General features: G+C 64.1%; 28 protein-coding genes. 14 read left to right on the top strand and 14 right to left on the bottom strand.

The window, feature by feature from the left end:
• Positions 1-195: 195 nt before the first annotated feature.
• Positions 196-537 (bottom strand): DUF6968 family protein, encoded by a 342-nt coding sequence (locus tag K1X15_RS21645; RefSeq protein ID WP_420828340.1) that lies wholly within the window; start codon positions 535-537, stop codon positions 196-198.
• A gap of 543 nt (positions 538-1,080) precedes the next feature.
• On the opposite strand from K1X15_RS21645, the gene K1X15_RS13975 reads away from it, so the two are divergent.
• On the top strand, positions 1,081-1,419 hold the full coding sequence (locus K1X15_RS13975; protein ID WP_220304228.1) for a type II toxin-antitoxin system RelE/ParE family toxin: 339 nt from the start codon (positions 1,081-1,083) through the stop codon (positions 1,417-1,419).
• Positions 1,416-1,712, top strand: a complete 297-nt coding sequence (locus tag K1X15_RS13970; RefSeq protein WP_220304227.1) for a helix-turn-helix domain-containing protein — start codon at positions 1,416-1,418, stop codon at positions 1,710-1,712. Before K1X15_RS13975 ends, K1X15_RS13970 begins: the two co-directional genes overlap by 4 nt.
• 110 nt (positions 1,713-1,822) lie before the next feature.
• Here the strand turns inward: K1X15_RS13970 and greA are convergent, their stop codons facing one another.
• The 4 genes from greA to K1X15_RS13950 form a co-directional block, all read right to left on the bottom strand.
• On the bottom strand, positions 1,823-2,305 hold the full coding sequence (gene greA, locus K1X15_RS13965; RefSeq protein ID WP_220304226.1) for a transcription elongation factor GreA: 483 nt from the start codon (positions 2,303-2,305) through the stop codon (positions 1,823-1,825).
• 245 nt (positions 2,306-2,550) lie between these two features.
• The gene (locus K1X15_RS13960; RefSeq protein ID WP_220304225.1) at positions 2,551-2,901 is read right to left on the bottom strand and encodes a DUF2200 domain-containing protein; all 351 of its coding nucleotides are present in this window, start codon (positions 2,899-2,901) and stop codon (positions 2,551-2,553) included.
• 105 nt (positions 2,902-3,006) lie between these two features.
• Positions 3,007-3,207 carry a CsbD family protein gene (locus K1X15_RS13955; protein WP_220304224.1) on the bottom strand — a complete coding sequence of 67 codons (201 nt, stop codon included), beginning with the start codon at positions 3,205-3,207 and terminating at the stop codon, positions 3,007-3,009.
• 99 nt (positions 3,208-3,306) lie between these two features.
• Positions 3,307-3,675, bottom strand: a complete 369-nt coding sequence (locus tag K1X15_RS13950; protein WP_220304223.1) for a response regulator — start codon at positions 3,673-3,675, stop codon at positions 3,307-3,309.
• Between the two features lie 189 nt (positions 3,676-3,864).
• On the opposite strand from K1X15_RS13950, the gene K1X15_RS13945 reads away from it, so the two are divergent.
• Entirely contained in the window at positions 3,865-5,232 is a 1,368-nt protein-coding gene (locus K1X15_RS13945) for an HD-GYP domain-containing protein (RefSeq protein ID WP_220304222.1), read from the top strand.
• Here K1X15_RS13945 and K1X15_RS13940 read toward each other — a convergent pair.
• The gene (locus tag K1X15_RS13940) at positions 5,229-6,347 is read right to left on the bottom strand and encodes a THUMP domain-containing class I SAM-dependent RNA methyltransferase (RefSeq protein ID WP_220304221.1); all 1,119 of its coding nucleotides are present in this window, start codon (positions 6,345-6,347) and stop codon (positions 5,229-5,231) included. The two genes, K1X15_RS13945 and K1X15_RS13940, sit on opposite strands and share 4 nt — an antisense overlap.
• Before the next feature lie 137 nt (positions 6,348-6,484).
• Between K1X15_RS13940 and yghU the strand changes: the two genes are divergently transcribed.
• The 5 genes from yghU (at position 6,485) to K1X15_RS13915 (ending at position 10,989) form a co-directional block, all read left to right on the top strand.
• Positions 6,485-7,351: a glutathione-dependent disulfide-bond oxidoreductase gene (yghU, locus tag K1X15_RS13935; protein ID WP_220304220.1), complete on the top strand. Its 867-nt coding sequence runs from the start codon at positions 6,485-6,487 to the stop codon at positions 7,349-7,351.
• Positions 7,352-7,517: 166 nt separating this feature from the next.
• Positions 7,518-7,916: a YciI family protein gene (locus K1X15_RS13930; protein WP_220304219.1), complete on the top strand. Its 399-nt coding sequence runs from the start codon at positions 7,518-7,520 to the stop codon at positions 7,914-7,916.
• A 119-nt stretch (positions 7,917-8,035) separates the two neighbouring features.
• Positions 8,036-8,899, top strand: coding sequence for a flagellar motor stator protein MotA (gene motA, locus K1X15_RS13925; protein WP_220304218.1), 864 nt, complete (start codon positions 8,036-8,038; stop codon positions 8,897-8,899).
• Between the two features lie 26 nt (positions 8,900-8,925).
• The gene (locus tag K1X15_RS13920; protein ID WP_220304217.1) at positions 8,926-9,846 is read left to right on the top strand and encodes a flagellar motor protein MotB; all 921 of its coding nucleotides are present in this window, start codon (positions 8,926-8,928) and stop codon (positions 9,844-9,846) included.
• Between the two features lie 156 nt (positions 9,847-10,002).
• On the top strand, positions 10,003-10,989 hold the full coding sequence (locus K1X15_RS13915; protein WP_220304216.1) for a FecR domain-containing protein: 987 nt from the start codon (positions 10,003-10,005) through the stop codon (positions 10,987-10,989).
• 21 nt (positions 10,990-11,010) lie between these two features.
• Here K1X15_RS13915 and K1X15_RS13910 read toward each other — a convergent pair whose 3' ends face one another.
• Complete coding sequence (locus K1X15_RS13910; RefSeq protein WP_220304215.1) at positions 11,011-13,332, bottom strand: putative bifunctional diguanylate cyclase/phosphodiesterase; 2,322 nt, start codon at positions 13,330-13,332, stop codon at positions 11,011-11,013.
• A gap of 142 nt (positions 13,333-13,474) precedes the next feature.
• Between K1X15_RS13910 and K1X15_RS13905 the strand changes: the two genes are divergently transcribed.
• Positions 13,475-13,648, top strand: coding sequence for a DUF1328 family protein (locus K1X15_RS13905; protein WP_220304214.1), 174 nt, complete (start codon positions 13,475-13,477; stop codon positions 13,646-13,648).
• Between the two features lie 12 nt (positions 13,649-13,660).
• Here the strand turns inward: K1X15_RS13905 and K1X15_RS13900 are convergent, their stop codons facing one another.
• The 4 genes from K1X15_RS13900 to K1X15_RS13885 form a co-directional block, all read right to left on the bottom strand.
• On the bottom strand, positions 13,661-14,128 hold the full coding sequence (locus K1X15_RS13900) for a GNAT family N-acetyltransferase (RefSeq protein WP_220304213.1): 468 nt from the start codon (positions 14,126-14,128) through the stop codon (positions 13,661-13,663).
• Positions 14,129-15,667 carry a permease gene (locus K1X15_RS13895; protein WP_220304212.1) on the bottom strand — a complete coding sequence of 513 codons (1,539 nt, stop codon included), beginning with the start codon at positions 15,665-15,667 and terminating at the stop codon, positions 14,129-14,131.
• The gene (locus tag K1X15_RS13890; protein WP_220304211.1) at positions 15,664-16,416 is read right to left on the bottom strand and encodes an ABC transporter ATP-binding protein; all 753 of its coding nucleotides are present in this window, start codon (positions 16,414-16,416) and stop codon (positions 15,664-15,666) included. The genes K1X15_RS13895 and K1X15_RS13890 overlap by 4 nt, the downstream gene beginning before the upstream one ends.
• A 78-nt stretch (positions 16,417-16,494) precedes the next feature.
• Positions 16,495-16,947 carry an organic hydroperoxide resistance protein gene (locus tag K1X15_RS13885; RefSeq protein ID WP_220304210.1) on the bottom strand — a complete coding sequence of 151 codons (453 nt, stop codon included), beginning with the start codon at positions 16,945-16,947 and terminating at the stop codon, positions 16,495-16,497.
• Between the two features lie 102 nt (positions 16,948-17,049).
• Here K1X15_RS13885 and K1X15_RS13880 point away from each other — a divergent pair, with 102 nt between their 5' ends.
• Together K1X15_RS13880 and K1X15_RS13875 are read left to right on the top strand one after the other, a co-directional pair.
• Entirely contained in the window at positions 17,050-17,493 is a 444-nt protein-coding gene (locus K1X15_RS13880; protein WP_220304209.1) for a MarR family winged helix-turn-helix transcriptional regulator, read from the top strand.
• A gap of 90 nt (positions 17,494-17,583) precedes the next feature.
• Entirely contained in the window at positions 17,584-17,802 is a 219-nt protein-coding gene (locus tag K1X15_RS13875) for a hypothetical protein (RefSeq protein ID WP_220304208.1), read from the top strand.
• An 18-nt stretch (positions 17,803-17,820) separates the two neighbouring features.
• Here K1X15_RS13875 and K1X15_RS13870 read toward each other — a convergent pair whose 3' ends face one another.
• Positions 17,821-18,801, bottom strand: coding sequence for a ribonuclease T2 family protein (locus tag K1X15_RS13870; protein ID WP_220304207.1), 981 nt, complete (start codon positions 18,799-18,801; stop codon positions 17,821-17,823).
• Positions 18,802-18,894: 93 nt separating this feature from the next.
• Here K1X15_RS13870 and K1X15_RS13865 point away from each other — a divergent pair, with 93 nt between their 5' ends.
• Complete coding sequence (locus K1X15_RS13865; protein WP_220304206.1) at positions 18,895-19,092, top strand: hypothetical protein; 198 nt, start codon at positions 18,895-18,897, stop codon at positions 19,090-19,092.
• 67 nt (positions 19,093-19,159) lie between these two features.
• Here K1X15_RS13865 and K1X15_RS13860 read toward each other — a convergent pair whose 3' ends face one another.
• Complete coding sequence (locus K1X15_RS13860) at positions 19,160-21,145, bottom strand: bifunctional 2',3'-cyclic-nucleotide 2'-phosphodiesterase/3'-nucleotidase (RefSeq protein ID WP_220304205.1); 1,986 nt, start codon at positions 21,143-21,145, stop codon at positions 19,160-19,162.
• Between the two features lie 618 nt (positions 21,146-21,763).
• Here K1X15_RS13860 and K1X15_RS13855 point away from each other — a divergent pair.
• Positions 21,764-22,114, top strand: coding sequence for an endonuclease domain-containing protein (locus tag K1X15_RS13855; protein WP_240549496.1), 351 nt, complete (start codon positions 21,764-21,766; stop codon positions 22,112-22,114).
• 48 nt (positions 22,115-22,162) lie between these two features.
• Here the strand turns inward: K1X15_RS13855 and K1X15_RS13850 are convergent, their stop codons facing one another.
• Positions 22,163-23,071 (bottom strand): sugar kinase, encoded by a 909-nt coding sequence (locus K1X15_RS13850; RefSeq protein WP_220304204.1) that lies wholly within the window; start codon positions 23,069-23,071, stop codon positions 22,163-22,165.
• Positions 23,072-23,204: 133 nt separating this feature from the next.
• Between K1X15_RS13850 and K1X15_RS13845 the strand changes: the two genes are divergently transcribed.
• Positions 23,205-24,677, top strand: a complete 1,473-nt coding sequence (locus tag K1X15_RS13845) for a mannitol dehydrogenase family protein (protein WP_220304203.1) — start codon at positions 23,205-23,207, stop codon at positions 24,675-24,677.
• Positions 24,678-24,685: the final 8 nt, after the last annotated feature.

Below are 24,685 nucleotides of genomic sequence, written 5' to 3'. Positions count from 1 at the left end.
CTGCCGAACCAAAAAGTGGGAGCCACTTTTTCTGGCAACGCTCCGGAACCGGACGACAGGGAGAATCGCCCGGACACACCCGTCCGCGCGAAACCCGCGCTGCAGTTGAGCACTGCGCCGCAGGGGAAAAGACCGAACATGGTGGTTAAGCGGGCTGTCTAGCGGAAGAGGAGGCGGAAGGGAAGGGGGGAGGGTTCAATCGGGCACCTGTGCAATGCGGTCCTCGCCAACGAGGTCCTCATAACCATGTTTGGGCATGGGGAAGCCGTAGCCATCTCCCGGCTTGTCCCAGCGCAGGGCCCCCGACGCGTGGTAGCGGCTGCCATAGATTTCCACGGCGATGCGCTGCAGGGTAAGATAGACGGCCTGCACGCTGTCGTACCCCCGCACGATGCCCATGCGTTGACCCTCGGGCCAACTGATTGAGTAGCTGCACTCCCAGCATCGGTCGCCTTCGGTGGGGGCTTGGATGTGGATGGGAACGGCAACGTTACCGTGAGGCGTTGTGGCGGTCAGAATTCGGGTGATCAAAGTCATCTGAATCTAGAACCTCAGTTTGGGAACGAAGTTGCCCTTCATGCATGCTGCGTGCCTATCCATTGAGAGGGACCAGCATTTCGCGCTTCCGGCCATTCTGCACAGCTCCTCGTCCAACTGAAGTTGGGCATCGCATAGCTCGGCGCGAGCGGGATCATACCTGCCGGCTACATGAATGCTTTCGACATTGGCGTCGCCAAAAGTCCATTGTCCACCATCAGGATTGCCAGCCGGAACTCTCGGCTGGTCCGGCCGATACTTGCTCAGCAACGACTGAATTTGAAGGGACAGGGCGTGCATCTTCAAGTCTAGCAGCGAACTGCGAGCACTTAGAAGATATTCCAGGGTGGGGAGCTTCGTCATCGTCGTCACCGTCGTCACCGTTTGTATTTTCAAGCGATGTTCTCACCGGTCGAGACAGCGGGGATAAATCGTGTTGTGGGTGGGTCTGTCTGGAACGCTTCGCGGCACATCAAGCTGAGGGCCGTGGCTCATCAAATCGCCGGCTTGATGTAACTACCCCAATGGGGTATATGTTCTTTCATGCAGACCGTTGCTGAAACCTCTCTTTTCGTCCGCCAAGCCGAGCGTCTGTTCGATCCGGATGAGAAGGCGGCGGTAATCGCGTTTCTGGCGAGCAATCCCTATGCCGGCGATGAAATCCCCGGCACGGCGGGTGTGCGCAAGGTTCGTGTGGCGGCGCATGGCAGGGGCAAGCGGGGCGGTGCGCGCGTCATCTATTATGTGTTCGACGAGAACGCGCCGATTTTTGCCCTGCTGGTCTATGGCAAGGGCGACAAGACCAATCTGACGGCTGACGAAAAGGCGGCCGTCAAGGCGATCGCGGTCGCGATCAAGACTGCATACAGGAGCAAGGCATGAGCAAGTTTGGCAAAGACCTGATCGAGGCGATGGGTGAAGCGCTGGCACATGTCGAGGGCGCGAAAACGGGTGTGGTCGAGCATCGGGTCGATCTTGAAGCCATTGATGCCCGGTCTATCCGCAAGTCGCTCAACCTGACGCAGGAGCAGATGGCGCTCATGCTGGGCACTAGCACGTCTGGCTATCGCAAGTGGGAGCAGGGGGAGCGGCAGCCAAGCGGCGCGGCGCGGACGCTGTTGCGGGTGATGGAGAAGGAGCCTGAGGCGGTTTTGCGGGCGCTTACGGAGGCTTAGCTCTCGCGAGATGTCGTGCGCGTCGGCACCCCCTCCTAGCTCTGCTACGGCCCTTTGGGCCTAGCGGCGCTACCTCCCCCGTCAAGGGGGAGGTGAAGATCGCACTCCCATCACCCGATCCCCACAATCTCCACCTCGGCCTCGCCTAGCGTGGCCACATCCCCCACAGCCTTGCCCATCAGCGCCCGGGCCAGGGGCGAAGCGAAGGACAAGGTGCCCGCCTTGGGGTCGGCTTCGTCTTCGCCGACGATAGTGAAGGTCTGGGTGCGGCCGTCGTCGCGTTGAAACGTCACGCGGGAGCCGAAGGCGACGGTGTCGTTGCTTTCAGGCGGCGGGACGAGCTGGGCGGTGCGGATGCGCTCGTTGAGGTAGCGCAGGTCGCGCCAGGGATTGGCGGAATGGCGGCGGCGCTCGTTGATGTCTTCGATGGCGAGGGCGGCTTCATAAGCGGCACTGGCTTCGGCCAGTTGTCGCTGGAGTTGCGCCAGCCCGTTGGCGGTCACGAGATTCGGGCCGGCGGGCACGGGCTTTTCCGGCAGCATGGTTTCGGCGGCCGTCTCGGCGCTGTCTTCCTTGGTAAAAGCTACGCTCACTGAGAAAATCCTGGTTCAAGCTTAGGCGAGGGGGCCTCGGGCACGCATTATCGCGGCGCAGGCTGGGGTCGCCATTATGTAGGCGGTCTGGGGATGATGTGAAACGGCCGGCGCGGGGGCGGCTGTCATTTTGAGAGTGTGCGCACCCCCACCTAGCTTTGCTACGGCCCTGCGGGCCTAGCGACGCTACCTCCCCCATCCAGGGGGAGGAGAAAGGGGTTGGGGCGGGTGCGTGCAACGCGGTGCTAGTTGCGAAGTATCTTTTCCATCGGGCGGCCCTTGGCGAGTTCGTCGACGAGTTTGTCGAGGTAGCGGATTTCGCGCATGGTTTCTTCCTCGATCTCCTCGATGCGGACGCCGCAGATGGTGCCCTTGATGAGGGATCTATTGGGGTTGAGCGCGGGGGCCCTGGAGAAGAAGTCCTCGAAGCTGGTCTTGCTGTCCAGCTCGGTCTCGAGCGCGGCCTGGTCGAAGCCGGTGAGCCAGCGGATGACCTGATCGACCTCGTCCTTGCTGCGGCCCTTGCGCTCGACCTTCTTGATATAGAGCGGGTAAACGCTGGCGACGCTCATGGCATAGATCTTGTGCCCGGGCATGGCTTGCCCCTCCAAGCGGTGTCGGTTGTGCGGGAAAGCTAGCATGGTTGGGACGACAAAAAAGTCCGGTCGGTGAACCGGGCCCTTTTCATGATCAGGGATCGATCAGTTCATCTGGCTGGACCAGTCGTCCACTTCCTTGCGGACGTCGTCCTTGGCCTTGCCATAGCGCTCCTGGATCTTGCCTTCGAGCTGCTCGCGATTGCCGTTGATCTGGGCGATATCGTCATCGGTAAGCTTGCCCCAGTTTTCCTTGGCCTTGCCCGAAAACTGTTTCCAGCTGCCTTCGATACGGTTCCAGTCCATGATCAAACTCCTTGTTTGGGTGTGGTGGAAGAACGTCCGGGCTCGGGGGACGTTCCAATAAGTGATCGGATCGGGGAGATGCGGATGCCGGGGCGACGCTCAGGCGGCGCGGCACAAGGCCTGGCGGCGGAGGGCGGCGAGGATGGCGTCGACCGAATAGGGCTTGGCGATGAACATGGCGCCGGGCGGCAGTTCGGCCGGGCTGGGGCAGATGCCGCCGGAGACCACCACGATGGGCAGGCCGGGATGGGCGCGGGCGGCAAGCCGCGCCAGAGCGAGGCCATCGGGACCACTGCCCAGTTCGATATCGGTGACCAGCGCGTCAATCCCGGTATCGAGGAGCCGTGCGGCGGTGCGCGCGCTGCCGGCGGGCAGGGCCTCGAAGCCCAGCTCGGCCAACTGGTCGATGAGATCGAGCAGCAGCAGGGGCTGATCCTCGACGACAAGTATGCGCGACAGCTCGGTCATTTCGGTTCCCCTCGTTACGCGGTACCTGGGAGGGGAAGCCGCTGGGAGGCCAATCGTTGCATGCGCGCGCCGCATGGCTGATCACATGGTTAGCATTTGGTTCAAATTGTCACGGATATGGCGGCGCGCAGGTCACGACGGTCGCTTAAGGATTCCCGGATAGGCTTTGGTCCAATGGAGAGGAAAGCCATGGACGAGCGGAACATCCATCTGTCTGAAGTGGTCGGGGCGCTGAGCTTTGCGCTCGATATCACCGAGGGGCAGCCGGTGGGCCATAGCCTGAGATGCTGCTGGATCGGCATGCATGTGGGCCGGGGCCTCGGCCTGGATGAGGCCGCGCTGTCGGACCTCTATTATACGCTTCTGCTCAAGGATATCGGCTGCAGCTCCAACGCCGCCCGTATCTGCCAGCTCTATCTGGCCGACGATCTGAGCTTCAAGGGCGCCTACAAGGTCGTCGACAACAAGCTGCCCGAAATCCTGCGGTTCCTTCTGGCCAACACGGCGCGGAAATCGGGCTTTGTCGAACGGTTGCAGACGCTGGTGCACATAGCGCGCAATGGCGGGGAAATCTCGAAGGAACTGATCGAAACGCGCTGCCAGCGCGGCGCCGAGATCGCGCGCAGCATGCGGTTCTCCGAAGCGGTGGCGCAGGGCATTCTCGACCTCGACGAACACTGGGACGGCAGCGGGCAACCGCTGGGGCTGGCAGGCCCGGCAATTTCGCTGTTTGGGCGGATCGCGCTTTTGGCGCAGGTGCTGGATGTGTTCTTCATGCGGGGCGGAGCCGAGGCGGCGCTGGCCGAAGTCACGGAGCGGGCCGGGCGCTGGTTCGATCCGGCGCTGGTGGAGCAGATTGTGGCCCTGCGCGCGGATGATGCGTTCTGGTCGGCGTTGCTGGCCAATGACCTGGCCGAGCGGGTGGTCGCGCTGGAACCGGCCGCCCTGGCCCGGGCCGTGGATGAGGATTATCTCGATGATATCGCGGCCGGGTTTGCCCAGGTGGTGGACGCCAAGAGCCCGTTCACGGCCGGACACAGCGACCGGGTGGCGCTGTTTACCGAGCTGATCGCCGAGGAGATGGGGTATGCCCCGGAGCGGCGGCGCTGGCTGAAACGGGCGGCGCTGCTGCATGATATCGGCAAGCTGGGCGTGTCCAACAGCGTGCTCGACAAGAACGGCAAGCCGGACGAGGACGAATGGGCCCAGATCCGCCGGCACCCGGAACTTGGGCGGGTGATCCTGAACAAGATCGCGGCCTTTCAGGACCTGGCCCGCATTGCCGGAGACCACCACGAAAAGCTTGATGGGCGGGGTTATCCGCGCGGGATCAGGGCGGAGGTCATCGACCTCGATACGCGCATCGTGACGGTGGCCGACATTTTCGACGCGCTGACGGCAGACCGGCCCTATCGCAAGGCAATGCCGGTTTCGGCGGCCTTCGAGATCATGGAAAAAGAAGTCGGCTCCGGCATTGACCCGGACGTGTTCGCGGCACTGCAGCGTGGTTTTGTTCGCCTCGAGGGCGTGGCCGAAGCCGGGGAACAGGCGGCCTAGAGACTGGCCCGATAAAGCGCCACGCGGATGCCGCCATGCAGGACGGGTGGCAATGGCGTATCGAAACTCAGGCCGGTGGCCTGGGCCAACTGCTTGTCCGCGGTGACAATGCCGACGCGCCAGCCGGCAAAGCGGGTCTTGAGCACTGTGCCAAGGGTGCGGTGCAGGCCGATCAGCGGCCCCTTGCTGCCGATGCGCGTGCCATAGGGCGGATTGACGATGACCAGGCCGGCCGGGCCATCGGGCGGGGTCAAATCCTCGATGGATTTCTGTTCGAAACGCGTGAGGTCCGCGACGCCGGCGCGCGCGGCGTTCTCGGTGGCCATGCGGATGGCGCCGGGATCGCGGTCGGTGCCATGGAAGCGCAGCGCGGTCGGGGTCAGCGCGGCGGGCTTGCGCAGATCGGTCCAGGCATCGGGGTCGAAACCGGGGAGGTGCTCGAAGGCAAAATCGCGCTCGCGACCGGGGCGCAGACCCAGGGCAATCTCGGCCGCCTCGATGACGAAGGTGGCCGAGCCACACATGGGATCGAGCACGGGTTCGGTGCCGGAATATCCGCATTGCCTGAGGAACATCGCGGCCATGGTTTCGCGCATCGGGGCCTTGGCGACGCCCTCCTTGAAGCCGCGTTTGTGGAGGGAGGCGCCGGTGGTGTCGATGCTGATGGTGACGAGGTCATCCTCGATCCGCACCAGCATGCGCAGGGCTGCATCCTCGGCGATCGGGGCGCCCAGGGTTTGCGTGATGGCGGTGGCGACGCGCTGGGCGGCCGCCCCGGCGTGATAGATGCGCGAGCGCCTGCAACTGGCTTCGACATGCACGGGAATATCGGGTCGCAGCACGCTGGTCCAGTCGACCTTGCGCGCCCGCTTGTCGAGCTGGGCGAGGTGCATGGCGCGGAAGGACGCGACCCGCGCCAGGACCCGGGTGGCGCCGCGAAGCATCAGATTGGCGCGCCACACATCGGGCCAGGTGCCCGGAAAAGTGACGCCGCCATCGGTCACGACAGCGCCGGAGAAGCCCGCGGCAAGGGCTTCTTCGCACAGCGGTGCCTCGAGGCCGGGCGTGGCAACCAGGAAGATGTCGAAGGGGTCGTGGGAGGCGGGGCTGTGCATGGCTGACCAGTAGCTGTGCGCGGATCGACTGGCAAGGTTGCGGAGGAGTGGGTTACGGCCGCGACTTTCTGTGCTTATATCGGTGAAAGGCGATGGATGAATCGCCAGCAATCAGCACACAGCCGGAGAGCCTCGTCATGAACGAATACGTGCCGCCCAAAGTCTGGACCTGGGACAAGGAAAACGGAGGCGCCTTCGCCAGTACCAACAGACCCATTGCCGGGGCGACGCACGACAAGGAGCTGCCACGCGGCAAGCATCCGCTGCAGCTCTATTCGCTGGCGACCCCGAACGGGCAGAAGGTGACCATACTGCTCGAAGAGCTTCTGGCAGCTGGGCATGATGCGGAATATGACGCCTATCTCATCAATATCGGCAAGGGTGACCAGTTCGGCTCGGGCTTTGTTTCGGTGAACCCGAACTCGAAGATCCCGGCGATGGTTGACTACGGTCCGGCCGAGCCAATCCGCCTGTTCGAGAGCGGGTCGATGATGGTCTATCTCGCCGACAAGTTCGACGCCTTCCTGTCCAAGGACATCGCACAACGTACCGAGACGCTGAACTGGCTGTTCTGGCAGATGGGCAGTGCGCCGTTTGTCGGGGGCGGGTTCGGGCACTTCTACGCCTATGCGCCGACCAAGCAAGAATATCCGATCAACCGCTATGCCATGGAGACCAAGCGCCAGCTTGACGTGCTGGACCGGCAGTTGGGCGAGCAGGAATATGTCTCGGGCAGCGCGTACACCATTGCCGACATGGCCATCTTTCCCTGGTATGGCGGGCTGGTGCTGGGCCGTTCCTACAATGCGGCCGAATTCCTCGATGTGGGCACCTACAAGAATGTGCTGCGCTGGGCCAAGCAGGTCGATGCACGCGAGCCGGTGAAACGCGGCCGCTGTGTCAATGCCGGGAATGGCCCGGAAGACGAGCAATTGCATGAGCGCCACTCGGCTGCAGACATCGACAAGGTGCTGGCCGTGCGCAAGGCGCGCGGAACGGTCTAGGGACCGGGCGCCAGGGCGGCGCAACATCGATCTGTCCCCGGGGGGCGACCCGGGGACCGCTGGCCGCGGCCCGCGCAGATGGTTGGAACGCCCAAAAAGTCGGGATGCCTGTCGAAATCTGCCGCCCTCGTTCGTCGCATGACCAGAAGCAGAAATGGAGGACGCGATGCGTTTCATGGCCCTGGTCTATTTCGAACCCGGTTCGATGGATCATCTGACGGCAGAGGATTTCCGGCAGCTCGATGACGCGACGATCGCGCATGACCACAAGCTGCGCCAAAGCGGGCACCTGATCTACGCCTCACCACTGGCCGGACTGGAGACAGCGCGCAGCCTGCGCTTCCAGGATGGAGCGCTTATTTCCATCGACGGTCCCTATGCCGAGGCCAAGGAAGTGGTCGGCGGGTTTCTGCTGCTCGAGGCGGAGAGCATGGAGGCACTCATGCCGCTGTTCGAGGATGACCCGATCCTCAAATACGGCCGAATGGAGATCCGGCCCCTGGTGGTGCACACGCATAGCCGGAGCGGAGAGCAGAGGCCGGAGTTTGCGCTGGACCGCGACTGACTGCCGCGCAGGCCCATCATACACCCCCTGTTAAGCCTGACTGAACCAATATGGCCGCGCGGAGGGGGCGTGTTCCTGCCCCGGTCCTGCGCTTGTTGCGTTCGAGTTCGAGTAAGTCCATGCGTCTGATTGCCGGTATTGTCGTCGTCTTTGCCTGTGTGTTCGGCGGCTATTCGGCGATGGGTGGGCATGTGGAGGTGCTATGGCAGCCCTTCGAATTCGTCATCATTCTGGGCGCTGCGATCGGCGCCTTCATCATCGGCAATACTGGCCCGGTCCTCAAGGCCGTCCCTTCAATGTTCGGTACACTGTTCAAGGGACCGAAGTATAACAAGGCCGCCTATGTCGAGCTGCTGGGCCTGCAGTTCTCAATGTACAAGCTGATCCAGCAGAAGGGTATTCTGGGGATCGAGCCGCATATCGAGGACCCGCACAACTCGACCCTGTTCAACGCCTTTCCCACTTTCGCCAAGAACCACCACGCGGTGGAATTCGTGTGCGACTACATGCGCATGGTGACCATGGGGTCCAACAATGTGCATGAGATGGAAGCCTTGATGGACGAGGAACTGGAGACCCATCATCAGGAGCAGGAACGGATCGTATCGGCCATGCAGTCGATTGCCGACGGCACGCCAGCACTGGGTATCGTGGCCGCCGTGCTGGGCGTGATCAAGACCATGGGTGCCATTACCGAACCGCCCGAGGTGCTGGGCCACCTGATCGGCGGCGCGCTGGTGGGTACCTTCTTCGGTGTTTTCGTTGCCTATGGCTTTTTCGGCCCGATGGCCCAATCGCTCAAGAACATCTTCGAGGCGGAGTCGAAATACTACCTCTCGCTCAAGGTGGGTCTGCTCGCCCATATCGGCGGACAGCCACCAGTGATGGCCATCGAATTTGCGCGCAAGGCACTGATGAGCGAGGTGCGTCCGACCTTTGCCGAAGTGGAGGCCGCCACGGCCGCCCTGCCGGCCACCACCTGATCCTTCCAGAAAGCCGGTAAGCCAGAATGGCGAATTACGACCAGCCGATCATCATCAAGAAGGTCAAGAAGAAGGGGCACGCTCATCATGGCGGCGCCTGGAAGATCGCCTATGCCGACTTCGTGACGGCGATGATGGCATTCTTCCTGCTCATGTGGCTCATCAGCATGACCACGCCTGAGCAGAAGGAAGGGCTGGCCAACTACTTCGCGCCCGCTTCGCTAAGCATGACCACCAGCGGCGCCGGCGGGGTCATGGGCGGCAATGCCATGGACAATTCGGGCAATCAGATGTCCGGCTCGTCGGCCGACATCATCAAGGATGCGCCTGCGTCGCCCCAGAGCTCGACCGACGGAACCGTGGAAACCCATATCGGTGGGCCGGCCCGCGAACAGGGCAGTGAACGTAAGGCCAGCAGCGACAGCGAATTCAACCTCAAGTCCATCGATGCCCAGGCGTTCCATAGCGCCGCCGCCAGTATCAAGCAGGCCTGGCAGTCGCTGCCGGAAGTGACGCCCTTCATGGACAATCTGCTGATCGAGGAGACCGAAGAGGGCCTCGATATCCAGATCATAGACCAGCAGGGGCGGCCGATGTTCCCGGAAGGGTCCAAATATCCGCTCGAGCAGACGCGCGCCGCCATTGCCGCGATCGGGCCAATCCTGCAGCAGCTCAATGCGCAGGTGACGATATCGGGGCACACTGCCGCCGGTGGGCGCTATGACAATCCGCGCTATGGCCCGTGGGAATTATCGGCCGACCGGGCCAATGTGGTGCGCTCGATACTGGGCGAGTTCGGCATGAGCGAGGATCGCTTCAAGGCGGTCTCGGGTCGGGCCACCGATGAACCGTTCTTCCCCAATGATCCCTATATGGCCGCCAATGAGCGGGTTCGGATCACGGTGCTGCACGCGCCGCCGCCGGTGCCGACGGGACTGGAACCCTGAAACACCGGGATAATTCCGGTAGCTGGCATTAACCCTCACTGCGAACGTGAGTGCTCCGACGGCCGCCCAAGCGCCCCCGCTAGGACCCGGTTAACGGTTCAGGCCGCGAAATAGCCTCCAAAACACGGGCAGGAGCCCGATCTGGAGGTAGGAACCATGCATTTCGGCAAGACGGCCCTTCTGGCCGCGCTCATCTTCTCGTCTGTCAGCACGTCGGCCTTGGCCGAGGACTGGATCGCCGAGCGCTTGCGCGGTCAGGTGCTGCAGTTCGAGCATGGGGACTGGACGGCGCTGGAGCGGGGCGACGTCGTGCCGGATGGCCGCAAGATCCGAACCGGGGCGAGTGGCCGGGTCGAACTGGTGCGTGGCGCGGAGCGGATCGCCCTCGCCGGCAATACGGAAGTGGCGGTGCGCGATGCCGGCGGGCAAAGGATGACCAGCGTCCTGCAGTTCCACGGCAGCGTCACCATCGAGGCCGAACGGCGCAATGTGCAGCATTTTTCAGTACAGACGCCCGTGCTCGCCGCCGTCGTCAAGGGCACGCAGTTCACCGTGACCTATCGCAATGGACTGGCCCGTGTGGACGTGGACCGCGGCGTGGTGCAGGTGCAGGACAACGGCCATGACATGGTCGTGGACGTGACGCCGGGCCAAGCAGCGGAAGCCAGCCAGACGGCGCCGGTGGATGTGAGCGGGCCCGGCTCGGACCGGGTGGTTTATCTCATCGAGGGCAATGTGGTGCCGGCGGCGGCGCGTGAAGCCGTGTTGCGCGGCGATGTGGCGGCGGAAGACGCGCTGGACGCGGTGCGGAACGGTCATGTCCCCAATGAGCACGCCAATGCCAATGCGCGGGCCCATGCCGGGGGGCAGGGCAATGCGGTAAGCGCCAATGCACGGACCAGCAATAATGGGAACGGCAATGGCGCAAGCACGAAAGAGAACGGCAACGGGAACAACGGAAACGGCAACGGGAACGGAAACGGCAACAGCGGCAACGGGAACGGAAACGGGAACGGGAACGACGCGGGCAGCGACGGCAACGGGACCAACGGAAACGGCAACGGGAACAGCGGCAACGGCAACGGCAATGGTGGCGGCAACGGAAACGGCAATAGTGGCAAGGGCAATAGCGGGAAGAGTTGACGGGCCGGGCCCGCTGGCCGATTAGCCGATCGCGCGCTTGTTGGCCTCGCTCAGCAGGGCCGCGAAATCCGCGGCCGGTATCGGGCGGCTGAAATGATAGCCCTGGCCGAGGGTGCAGCCCATTTTCGCCAGCATGGCTGCCGTCGCTTCGTCCTCAATGCCCTCGGCAATGGTCATTTTGCCGAGGCTGTGGGCGAGCCCGATGATGCCCGCCAGAAGTGCGTCGTCCGTTGGCCCGGAGCGGCCGCGCACAAAGCTCTGGTCGATCTTGACGATCTCGAACGGGAGATCGCGGAAATAGCTGAGCGAAGAATAGCCGGTTCCGAAATCGTCGATGGATAGACGCACCCCTAGCTCCTGAAGGCGGCCGATAACCGCGCGGGTGCGGCCGGGCTCGGCGATGCGCTCACTCTCGGTGATCTCGAGCTCCAGGCGTGACGCCGGCAGGCCGGAGCGCCGCAGTGCCGCCTCGACAGTGGCCATCATGTCGGCCTGCTGGAACTGTACCGGTGACACGTTGACGGCCACCGTGATCGGCTCCGGCCAAAGCATCGCCTGCTCGCATGCAGCCCACATGACCCAACGCCCGATATCGACGATGAGGCCTGTTTCCTCGGCCAGCGGGATGAATTCTGCGGGCGAGATCATGCCCAGTTCTGGGTGTTTCCAGCGGAGCAGCGTTTCCGCGCCCGTGATCCGGCGGCTGCGCAGGTCGACCTGAGGCTGGAACACGAGATGAAGCTGGTTGCGGTCCAGGGCCTGGCGCAGATCGCGGTCGAGGCGGCCCTGGCGGTCCAGTGCCACCTGGTCGGCGGGGGTGAAACCGCGCGTGGCCATGCGGTTTGTACGCGCCTGAATGAGGGCGATTTCGGCCTGGTTGAGCAATTCGGTACGCGAGCGGGATCCGGCGGCATAGCCGGCGAGCACCTCAACGTGCAGGCTGTGGCCGGCGACGGTGTAGATACCCGAATATTCACCCTGGAGCTGCCTCACTGCGGCGGCGAGACGATCACTGTCGCCATCGTCCATATCGACAAGGGCGAAATTGGCCGGAGCGGTCCGGGCGGTTTGCTGGAAGCCGGCATGGGCAAGGCGATGGGAAAAGCGGACGAGCAGCCGTTCGACCACTTCATGCCCCAGCGTGGCGCGCAACTCGTCCAGGCCCTGGATCTGCAGCAGGACCAATACCAGGCGGACATTGGTGTCAGGCCGGTCGAGCAGACCCTGACGGGACAGCAGCCCGGTCTCGGGATCGTGGGTCGCCAGGAATTCCAGGCGCTGCTGTGCGGTCCGGCGCGCCAGAAAATGGTGATAGCCGTTGTCGGCCAGGGCCAGGCCAAAGAGGAAGGTCAGGCCGATATGGAGGCTGGCCGTGTCGATCATGATGCCGGACTGGCCGTAGGCGAAGAAGGCCAAGGCTTCTCCGAAGATCGCGGTCACCACGAAAAGCAGGGCGGCAAAGGGAATGCTGAGCCGGCGGCGTCGAAGCAGCAGAGCGAAGCCCAGGATAGCGGTGACAAAGATGCCTGGGGCGCTGCCCCAATTGTCGGGGATGCGGCCGATCTTGAGCGTTTCAAGCGCCAGCGCCTGAAGCATCGGTCCCGGGATCACGCCATAGCGCGGGACCGTGAAGAAGTCGCGCAGTTCGATGGCACTGGCGCCGACAAGGACCTGCTTACCCGCGAGGATGGCCGGGTCCACACGCCCATAGAGGACATCGGTGAAGCTCAGACGCTCGATGGCGGAGAGGTCGATGCCGAAATCGATGTCCAGTACTTCCGGCAGCGTATCTGCCGGCCGGGCGAGCTGGACGGCCAGCGCCGGGATAGTGCCCTCGTCGTCGGACGCGGCGGTTGGGATGCTGCGGGCGCGGGCTGTCATGGGGTCGAGCAGCACATTGACCAGAACCGGGTCGGCAACCGCGGCAAATTCGGACAGCGGGCGGGCAAAGGCCATCGTACCATTGGCCTCGGCCTGGGCGAAGGCGGCCAGCCAGGCGTAACCGCCGGCCCGCTCCAGGGCGGCGGCGAAGATGGCGTCGTCGAAGGTGTTGCTGGCGCTGGAGAAGTCGATGTCGAAGGCGACCTCGTCGGCGCCGGCGTCCATAAGCCGGTCGAGCAGGCTGGCATAGAGGGTGCGCGGCCAGGGCCAGACGCCGACTTCTTCAAGGCTCTGGCTGTCGATCGCGACGACGACGGTGTTGCCCGACGGCGCGATGGCGTGGCCGGCGAGGCGCCAGTCACCAAGGCGGCTGTCGAGCGATGCCAGCATGCCGCCCTGGGCGAGAGCCCACAGCGCCAGCATCGCTGCCAGGGCAGCGCTCCATCTGATCAATTGCCGCACGCGTACCGCCTCCAAGCGCCCTAATGTGACAGTGGGGCACTGACAGCAGGTTAAGGAGTGCCGGCGTTTGCGCGCATGCATGGAACGCACGGACGGTGCGGTCCGTTCTCAAAATGTTCAAACAGGAAGGCCGGACCGAACCATGCTGCAATTGCTGCTTATCCTCATCGTCGTGGCGCTGGTCGCCGGTGCCATGGGCTTCACCGGCCTTGCGGGGGCCGCCGCGACACTGGCCAAGGTGGTGGCCGGCATCATGTTGATCGGCATCGTGCTCATCCTGCTCCTCGCCTTCATGGGACTGGCTGTGCTGTTCTAGGCCCGGCGCGTCTCAGAAGTAGAGCTTGAACCCTTCATGCGAGGCGGCAAAGCCCAGGCGCTTATAGAAGCGATGGGCGTCGAGCCTGACCTTGTTGGAGGTCAGCTGCACCATGCCGCAACCGGCCTCACGGCACTGCTGAACCGCCCAGAGCACCATTTCCGATCCCAGACCATTGCCGCGCTGATCGGCACGGATATGGACGTTTTCGAGCAGGCCGCGCGTCATGCCGAAGCGGGGCAGGCCGGGGATCATGGTGATCTGGAGCGTGCCCACCACCTGCCCATCGCGCTCGGCGACGATCAGGCGAGTGTTGGGATCGGCTGCTATGGCCTCGAAGGCGGCACGATAGCGCGGATCGGCTAGCGTTGCGGGGTCAAGCGGTGGCGTGTCTGGCCCTCGCGCGTCACCGGCATGGCTGAGTTCGAGCATGGTGCCGATATCGGCCGGATTAGCGTCGCGAAATGTGAGAACAGGCATTCAGGGCTTCCCGGGCGCGAGTAGCCGAGCCAGGCCGAGCACGGCAAGTGCAAGTAGGGCCGGGCCGATGGCCAGTATGGAGTCTGCGGCCCAGAGCGCTCCGGTGGCGGCCCAGAGGATTGAGGAAAAGGCCTCGCTGAGCGTCGCTGCCCGGGAGGCGACCTGGCGGCGGCGGAACATGGACCGCTTGGCGGCGATGCGGAACCAGAGCTGGATGGCGGTGGAAGCCGAGGCAGCGAGGAGGGCGCAGACGGCAGTGACCACGGCCATCGGCCAGGCGGCGAGCGTCAGCAGTATCAGGATGGGCACCAGAACGGCGAGGATCACGGCCAGCACGGCCTCGATCTTGGCGCGCAGGATGGTGCCCGGACGCAGCGGGGCGGTGGCGACCAGATCGTGCGCGTCTTCACCCGAAATGGCCAGCCAGGCGAGGCCGCCGGCCAGTTGTCCGCAAGCCATGACCAGAACCGGAACGATGACCACGAAGCTGGCCTCGCCCGAACCCGCGCCATAGTTGACCCAGAGCAGCAGGGCCGGCGGCACCAGATAGAGAAGCTGCATCAGGGTTTGGGAGAGAAGCCATGGGTCGCGCTGGAGCAGCTTCCATTCCTTGCGGCGGAGCGCCTGACGTTGGGTCGTTGCGGCGAAGGCGTGCCTGGGGGCGCGGCGCTGGCTGCCGACATGATTGAGACCGGCGGCCGACGTGGCAAGGAGCCCATAGCTGGGGGCGACGAGGGCTATGGTGACGCCCAGGATGGCCAATGCGGTGACCACAAGCAGGAGGGCCGACACTGGTTCACCCAAAGCGGCGCGGACCGGAAGCCAAAGGAGGCTATCCGGCGCGGGCGCGGCGGCGATCAGCGTTTCGGACTGGAAGAAGGCGAGGCGGGAAAACCCCTCATGCGAGAGGATCGCAGCCGCCTGTATGCCAATGACAAAACCGGCGCCGACAATGCCGGCGACGATCTGGGCGATGAGACGGGTGCGGCGGGGTCCGGCGAGGCGAAACAGCAGGCGGGTGATTGCCATGGCAAGGGCGACGGACAGGGCCGCCAGGGCGGCCAGCACCAGGAAAGCGGATAGCCAGCGCGGCCCGTCCTGCAGGGCGAGGGCGATGACCAGCGGGCTGACAAGCACGGCGCCGAGCGCTGCGGTCGAAACGAAGACGGCGCCAGCACGCACGGCAAAGAGCCGGTTGCTGGAGGTGGGCGAGGACAGGATGAGGTCCAGGTCGGAGCGGCCATAGTAGACGCGGGTCACCGCTTCGAGTGCCTGCGACAGGGTGACGGCCCAGAACAGGGCACCCATGCCGGAAATCAGCACCAGGGCCTGTTTGTCGAGGATGATCCCCGCCGCGGTCCAGGGGCGGATGGAAAACCAGGCGATGACCAGCATAAGCCCATAGATGGCGCCCCCGCCGACGATCCAGCCGACGAGGCGCGTGCGCCGGCCGCCCGTCATCATCGCCATGGCGTCGCGCCAGGCGAGGCGGAGTTCATGGGCGGCAAGCCAGGGCAGGGAGGCGGGGGCGAAGCTCACGCGGCGTCCTGATCTTCGTCCTGACCCTGGGCGACCAGATCGAGGAAGATGTCTTCGAGCGAGGATTCGCGGCCCAGGCGGGTTCGGAGTTCAGCCAGGTTGCCCTCTGCGATCAGACGACCCTGGGCGATGATGCCGATGCGCTCGGCCATGCGTTCGGCCACCTCGAGAATGTGGGTGGTCATGATCACCGTGACGCCCGCTGCGGTGCGCTGGCGCAAAACGTCCTTGACCTGGCGGGCGGAGCCGGCATCGAGACCTGTCAGCGGTTCGTCGAGAATGATCAATTGCGGGTCGTGTACCAGGGCACCGGCCAGGGCGACTTTTTGCAGCATGCCCTTGGAGAAACCGCCGCAGAGTTCATTGGCATGCGGGCCAAGGCCGAGCCAGTCGATCAGGTCATTGGCGGACTGGCGGGCGCGGGCGGGCTCGACCTGCCAGAGCCCGGCAACGAAGTCGAGATATTCAAGGGGTGTCAGCCGGTCATAAACCATCGGTTCGTCAGACACCCAAGCCATGACGCGCTTGGCGGAGACGGGGTCGGACAGTGCATCGACACCGAAGACCGAGATCGAGCCCGCATCGGGCTTCAGAAGGCCGGCGACCATGCGCAAGATCGTGGTCTTGCCCGCGCCATTGGGGCCGAGCAGGGCATAGAATTCGCCGGACTGGATGGTCAGGTCAACGCCCTTGACCACGGGCCTGTCGAAGGCCTTTTCGAGTCCGGAAATGGCAAGGGCGGCGGGCATGGCGTGCTCCAATAAGTGCGGAGACGCTATCCTCGCCGCCCTTTCGGGCCGATGAACGGCAATCGTTAACGAAATGGATCAGGCGGCTTCGAGCGCGCTGTCGACGACAGTCAGCGTGACATCGACATTGCCGCGGGTGGCGTTGGAATAGGGGCAGACCTGGTGGGCCTTGTGGGCCAGGTCTTCGGCCTGGGCCGGCTCGAAACCGGGAATGGTCACCTTGAGTTCGACCGCGATGTTATAGCCCGCACCACTAGCGTTCTCGCCGAAGGAAATGGCAGCGTCGATGGTGGTATCGTCGGGAATCTTGACCTTTTCGCCACGGGCGACGGCCTTGAGGGCGCCCAGGAAACAGGCCGAGTAACCGGCCGCGAAGAGCTGTTCGGGATTGGTGCCGGGGCCATCATTGCCGCCCATGGCCTTTGGCGTGTCCAGGCTGACCTCGAGCCGCCCATCGTCGGTCCTGCTGGTGCCGGTGCGGCCGCCGGTGGTGTGGGCATGGGCGGTGTAGATGGCTGACTTGATGCTCATTGGGGAACTCCCTGTTGGTGATGACAAGATACATAGTGCACAATTGAATTGTGTACAATAGAATTTTGTGTGCTAGATTTGGTGAAAGGAGCGGGGCGCGCAATGACCGAAGAAACGATGCCGACGATCGACCAGATGCTGTGTTTTGCCGTGTACTCGGCGGGGCATGCCTTTACGCGGTTCTACAAGCCGCGGCTCGATGCGCTGGAGCTGACCTATCCCCAATATCTCGTCTTCCTGGTGCTGTGGGAGAAGGATGATCTCACGGTCAAGGCGCTGGGGGACAAGTTGTTTCTCGACTCCGGGACCATCACGCCGCTGATCAAGAGGCTGGAGGCCCGTGGCCTTGTCGAGCGCCGACGCGATGAGGACGATGAGCGGCAGGTTCGCATTCGTCTGACCGGCGAGGGCAGGGCCCTCAAGGCCAGGGCCGCTGCCATTCCGCTCGCGGCGGTCGAGGGAAGCGGGCTGTCGCTGGAAGGCGTCGATGCGCTGCGGCGCGAATTGCTGGCGCTGCGGGAGCGGCTGGACAGCGTCGCCGGATAGCGTCGATTACGCTTCGCTAACCATGGCGGCAATCCCAGGTAACGGCGGGGAAGGGAAGAGCGAATAGGCTGGGAACGAATGGAGGTCGCCGTGCAGGTCGGTACCGATTATCCCAGACCCGTAATGGTCAATGGCTACCCATGCCACAATTGCAAGGACGTCAGCGCGGCCAAGCGGGGCGAGGATCCGGCGCAGGCCGCCGGGCACGTCGATCCGGCGGTTGCCTTCGGGGGTAGCCTGGCGGGGCGCAGTGTGTCGCCCGTGCCCGCCGCAGCGGGACCGCAGGCGCTGGTGGACCGGCTGGTCTAGCATCGCAGCTCGGCTGCCTCAGCGCAGCCCGACGGCATCGACCTGCCCCGACCGACAGTCGCTGTCCGCCGGATCGGCCGCCAGCATCAGCGCGCCGAGGTCGTCGGGCCCCGTGATGTCGCCGGTGAGATTGATCTGCAGTTCGGTGATGAGGATGCGGTTGCCATCCCTTTCGCAGGAAAGACTGACGCGTTCGCCGGCTCCCGGACCGAAAGTGGCATCGAAGGCTTCGCGAATCTGGGCCAGAGTGACGCGCTTGCCGATATTGCCGGCGAAGAGTTCGACGACCCTGGAGGTATTGAGCGCCAGCATGAGGTCGAGCGAGTCAGCTATGTATTCACGCTGATCGGCGCCGTAGCAGGTGCCGTGCTTGGTCCATTCGTGCCGGTCGAGACCTGACCGGCTGCCCGGCATGACCTGATCAAGATCGCGGCGCTGGGCGATAGTGAGGTCGAGCCGCGGCAGATCGTGCCAGCGGCCATCGCGGCTGGCCCAGATGTCGCGATCGGACACGCCGCAATATTCATTGTTGCGCGGCTGCGGCCATAGGCCGTGCAGGGTGAAATGACTGGCCTCGAAGCTGTTCGGGCGCTGGTCGCGGCATTCGGTCACCTGCGGTGCCGTCTCGCAAAAGGCGGGTTGCCAGTTGATCGCCAGCACATATTGGGTGCCGCGATAGGTGGGCGACAAGGACGGCTCCGAGGATGTCGCACCGAGATCGGCAGTGGTGGTGCCGCAGGCGGTTTCGACCCAGCGGCGGTCCGGCTGGGCGCCGGGCACGACGACCCAGAGATGGGTTGCCGGTGTCTTGTTGGCGGCGACGAGCGTGTAGGACCGCCCGGGGACGAGGGCGACGTCGCCGGGATTGGTCTGGCGGCTGATGGACTGGTAGGCCGGGCAGGGCCGGGTCGCCACAAGGGTGCCGGAGAGGGGCACTTCGGCATTGGCCGGGATGACGCCGAGGCCGAGGGCGAGCAGGATCAGCAGATGTTTCAACATGTTGGCTCCTCGACCGCCGGGCCCCGGTGGTGGTGGACCGGAACCATGGCAGGGTGGTTGCCGTTGTTGTGTCACATTCAATGGAGGCATGACATGTCTGAACCGGATCGTGAAACCGTTATCGTTGACCGCGGCGGCAGTGGCGCCGGCATGCTGGTTGGCATCATCGTCGTGGTGGCGCTGCTGGCAATCGGATATCTGGTGTTCTTCAATGGCGATGGATCGGGCGGTGGCACGGTCGATGTGGATGTCCCGGCGGTCAGTGTCGATGTGGCTCCGGACGGTCAATAGGCAGAGCCAAGCCGGAAAAATAGTTCGGGCGCCCTGATGGGGCGCCCGTTTTTATGTGCGGTTCGGCTCAGAGCGTGATGCGGTAGATGCCGAAGCCGGCCTCGTCGGTTTCACCGGTCGCCTCGATGCTGACGGCGGTGACGTCGGCAACATGTTCGGCGGCCTTGGGACCGGTGGCGAAGAGCACCGTGGTGTCCCCGATGGGGGCCAGCGACCAATTGCTGTCCGCCTTGGGGTTGATGGTGCCGTTCTCGATGATGAAGCGGACAATGATGTCGCGATTGGTATCGGGGCCGATGAAGATGATGTTTTCGGCACCGGTGCCGGGGAAAGAACCGCCGCCGCCAGCACGGTAGTTGTTGGAGGCGATGACGAATTTCTGGGCCGGGTCGATCGGCTTGCCGTCGAACATCAGGTCGACGATGCGGTTGGCGTCGGGATTGAGAACTTCCTTGCCGTCCGAAGAATATTTCGAGGGCTGGGTCAGGTCGATCTTATAGGTGACCCCATCGATGACGTCGAAATTGTAGGACGGGAAATCGGGGTTGATCAGGGCCGCATCGGTGGCGCCAGCCTCGACCTGGTTGAAGATGCCGGCCGAGCGCTCGAGCCAGTTCTTGACATTCTCGCCGGTGACGACCAGCGCCTGGATGGTGTTGGGGTAGAGGTAGAGGTCGGCCACGTTCTTGATGGCGACAGGACCCACCGGCACATCGGTATAATATTCCGGGCCGCCACGGCCACCGGCCTTGAAGGGCGCGGCCGCCGAGAGGATCGGCAGGCCCTCCCATTCGGTCCCCTTCATCATCTGCTCGATGTACCAGGACTGGGCCTGGGAGACGATCTGCACGGACGGATCGTCGGCAACGAGCGCGAAATAGGAATGCAGCGGCGCGGCGGTTTCGCCAACCGGGCGACGAATATAGTCAAGTGTCTCGGTGTGCTCGTCGGCGACGGCTTCCTCGACCACGGGCAGGGATTCGACGGTCGGCACGTTCTTGTTGTCAACGCGCTCGACGATCGGGCGGGCCTCGGCGGTGTGCGAGACGACCGACCATTTGCCATCGGCATCGACTTCGAGCAGCAGATCGACCAGGCCCATATGCGAGCCCCAGAAGCCGGGCATGACGGCCGGCTTGCCATTGAGCGTACCAGCGACGGTGTCGACGCCTTCGATGCCCTCATAGTTCGGACCGGGGAAGACCAGGTGATGGTGGCCGGTGAGAACCACGTCGATGCCTTCGACGGCCGCGAGCTGGAGCGAGGCGTTTTCCATGCCCGGGACGTGTTCACCGCCGGTGATGCCGGAGTGGGAGAGCGCCACGACGATATCGGCGCCTTCCTCGCGAATTTTCGGTACCCAGGCCTGGGCGGTCTCGACGATGTCGCGGACCACGACCTTGCCGGTCAGGTGGGTCGCGTCCCAGGTCATGATCTGGGGCGGCAGGAAGCCGATGACGCCGATGCGAATGGTGTGGGTGGCGCCCGAGCCGTCGGTCAGTTCCTTCTCGAAGATGCGGTAGGGTTCGAGATAGGTTTCGTCATTGGTGGGGTCTTCGCCAAGATCGGTGCCGCGCACGAGGTTGGCCGAGACCAGCGGGAAGTTGGCGCCTTCCAGGGCACGGTCGAGGAAGTCGAGGCCATAATTGAATTCGTGATTGCCCAGGGTAGCGGCGTCATAGCCGAGCGTGTTGAGCGCGGCGACAGCGGGGTGGACGTCGCCCTGGTTGAGGCCCTTCTCATAGGCCATGTAATCGCCCATCGGGTTGCCCTGGATCAGGTCGCCATTGTCGAAGAGCACGGCATTGCCGGCTTCGGCGCGGATGGATTCGATGATCGAGGCGGTGCGCGCCAGACCCATCGTGTCGTTGGGGGCGTCGGCATAATAGTCATAGGGCAGGATGGCGACGTGAATATCGGTCGTCTCGATGATGCGCAGATGCGCCTGGTTGGCCTGGGCCAGGACCGCGAAGGGGTGCATGGCGACCATGGCGCCGACGCTGGCCGAGCCCGCGAGGAAGCTGCGCCGCGAAATATTCGGGAAGAAGTTCATCTGATCGTCTCCAATGAAGTGCCGCTACGCCGGGGGCGTGCTCCCGGCTGCCGGTTTTCGACCGGTTCTTGGCGCTTCCCCGTCCACGGGGAGCAGACCGCTCATGCCCTCTTCAAATGACGGGCGGATGACGGCTGAGGCGAGACGCTATGAAGTTTTTACCGATTGGTCAATTTATGACATTTGGATGACAGTGAGGGCATGGCTGAGCGCCGGCCGGCCTTCGCCTCCGGTTGTCCTGGGTGTGGACGTATCCCGAGGCGCGTGCGTCTCAGTAAGTTTTAATAGATAGAGACGTCGCCGCCTCGGGATGCCGGTTTTTCGTAAAGGTCTCGGCCCCCATTGAACGCTCGTCGCAGGGTGACCGCTTCCTGGACGCGCAACTGGAGCGACCCGGTTGCGCCCGGCTCCCCCCGCAAAGTTCGCTGCAGTCCGTCCGCGCGGGAGTGATGGGGGGAGTATGGGGGATGGTTGAGGGGGCGGGGATATCTTCATTGCTGACGGTAGACACCGGGGGGGTGAACAAGGGTGGAGGTGGGTGCGGGTTCCTCCCAAGCTTGCGGGGGAGGGGGACCACGCCTAGCGTGGTGGAAGGGGACGCAATGGCGGGAGGCATGGTTGCGGGCACCAGACTTTATCCGGGAGCGTGCCAAGTCTCTGCGGCGGTCGATGACAGGCCCGGAACGGACCCTATGGGCGTTGCTTCGACGGGATCAGCTCAACCTGCACTTTAGGCGGCAGCACCCGATTGGGCCGTTCATCCTCGACTTCTATTGCGCGAAGGCGAAGCTTTGTGTCGAGATTGATGGTCCGGTGCATATGGAACAGGCAGAATATGACCAGCGCTGGACTGAATGGCTCGAGCGAGAGGGCATTCGTGTTCTGAGGTTTACTGCGGAGGATGTGGAGCGTCGGCCTGCGGTCGTCGTGGCTGGCATCGTGCGGGCGGCACCCCCCTCCACCGCCTGATGGCGGTCCCCCTCCCCCGCTCGCGGGGGAGGTAGGGTCGGTGTTCTTCTACTGCACCAGCTTTGGATCGACCAATGCGCCCTTGTGGCCGATGACGATGCCGGCGGTGCGATGGGCGGCCGCGGCGGCTTCGCGCAGGGACTTGCCGTTGAGGCGGGCCGAGAGATAGGCGCCGTTGAAGCTGTCGCCAGCGCCGGTGGCGTCCACCACTTTCGCTCCGGGTGGCGGGGCGAGGCGCACGCGTTCGCTGGCGGTGGCGATCAGGGCTTCCTTGGCGCCGTCCTTGACCACGACTTCCTCAACGCCGAGTTCGAGATAACGATCTGCGGTGTCGTCAATGGACTTGTCACCGAAGAGGGGAGCCTCGTCGGTATGGGTGGGCAGGACGATGTCGCAAAGGCTCGCGGCGGCGGTGAGGACGCCGGCCATGACGCGGGGCGAGGACCATAGGGCGGGGCGGAGGTTCGTGTCGAAGGCGATCTTTGCGCCATTGTCGCGCGCCTTGACGATGGCGCCGAGCAGGCGACCGCGGGCGCGGGGGGCGAGGATGGCGAGGGTAATGCCCGAGAAATAAACGAGTTCTGCGCCCTCGACGGCCCGGGCGAGCGCCGGCTTGTCGTCGGCGAGAAGCTTGGCGGCGGAGGTGTCGCGCCAATAGGTGAAGTGCCGGTCACCCTTTTCCTGGTGGATCAAATAGAGGCCAGGACGGCGATTATGAACGGTCTGAATATGGCCGGTGCCGATCCCGTTAGCATCCAGGAAGTCCCGGATGTCGCCGGAGTAGCGGTCTTCGCCGAGCGCAGTGGCGTAATCGACCGACCAGTCCTTGTCGAGCAGGGCCCGCAGGTACCAGGCGGTGTTGAGCGTGTCGCCGGCATAGCCGAGGCGATAGGAGCGGTCTTCGCCGCCGCTCATCTCGATCATGCATTCCCCGATTGAGACGATGCGCCTGGTCAATGCCTGCTCCTCCGAAAGCTCCACTGGCTTATGCCGCTGCGGGCTTGCCCCGGCAAGGGCTTCCCACTAAAGAGGCTCCTAACCCGCGTCAAACTTCCATACAAGATGGCGCGCAAAGATTGGGAGAGATGCCGTGAGCAGCGTACGCCTTAGCAACAAGAGTCTTGCCAGCGTCGCCAAGGGGACCAAGGTCCCCGGCTATGACCGGAGCAAGGTGACGCCGGGCATCGTGCATCTGGGGATCGGGGCGTTCCATCGCGCACATATGGCGGTCTATGTCGACGATCTGCTGGCCAAGGACCCAAGCTGGGGCATTGTGGGCGCCAGTCTGAGGCGTCCCGACACCAAGGAGGCGCTGGAGCCGCAGGACGGGCTCTACACCATTGCCGTGCGCGATGCGGAGGGGACGCATCCGCGGGTGATCGGGTCGATCCTGTCGGTCATGGATGCCAATAGCGAGCGCGAGGAGCTGCTGGCGCTGATGGCGGACCCGGCCATTCGCATTGTGTCGCTAACGGTGACGGAAAAGGGCTATTGCCACGATCCGGCCACGGGGGAACTGGACCAGAAGCACCCGGACATCGTCCATGACCTGGCCAATCCGACGACGCCGAAATCGGCGCCGGGCATGCTGGTCGAGGCGCTGGCGCGGCGCAAGGCGGCGGGCGTGGCGCCATTCACGGTGATGAGCTGCGACAACCTGCCGAGCAATGGCGAGACGGCCAAGCGGATCGTGACGAAATTTGCCGCGCTGCGGGATGCCAGCCTGGGCGCGTGGGTCAAGGATGTGGCTTTCCCCTCGACAATGGTGGACCGGATCGTACCCTCGACCACCGATGCCGACCGGGCGGAGGTGGCCGGGTTGATCGGGGCAGAGGATGCCTGGCCGATCATGACCGAGCCGTTTACCCAATGGGTGATCGAGGATTATTTCCCAGGTGGCCGGCCGGCGTTCGAAACGGTGGGGGCGCAACTGGTCGAGGATGTCGAGCCCTTCGAGCACATGAAGCTGAGGATGCTCAATGGCTCGCATTCGACCATGGCCTATACGGGCTATCTGGGCGGCTACGAATATATCGCCGAGGTGATGGGCGACCCGGCCTATGTGAAGCTGATCCACGGGTTGATGACCGAGGAGGCCATGCCGACGCTGGACATGCCGGGCGTCGACCTGGGCGCCTATCGCGACCAGTTGCTGGAGCGGTTCCGCAATCCGGCGCTGAAGCACCGGACCTGGCAGATTGCCATGGACGGGAGCCAGAAGCTGCCGCAGCGCCTGCTCGGCACGATCCGCGACAGGCTCAAGGCGGGGCAGGGGATCGAGCGGCTGGCGCTGGGGGTGGCGGCGTGGATGCGCTATGTGACCGGCGTGGCGGAGGACGGCAGCGAGATCGATGTGCGTGACCCGCATGCGCTCAAGATGCATGCCATTGCCGCCGATGCCGGTGACGACCCCGAGGCGCTGTTCGACGGGCTGGTGGCGCTGAGCGAGGTGTTTGGAAGTGACCTTGCCGGGAATGCGGTGTTCCGGGCGGCCGTGATCGGGCATCTGGAGAGCCTGTTCGACGAGGGTGCGCGGGCGACGGTGAAGAAGGTGGCGGGCTAGGCACCAGC

Origin of the sequence: Devosia salina (assembly GCF_019504385.1) — a bacterium.
GTDB lineage: Bacteria > Pseudomonadota > Alphaproteobacteria > Rhizobiales > Devosiaceae > Devosia > Devosia salina.
The sequence above is the reverse complement of the archived record's forward strand: the minus strand, read 5'-3'. Positions and strand labels throughout refer to the sequence as shown.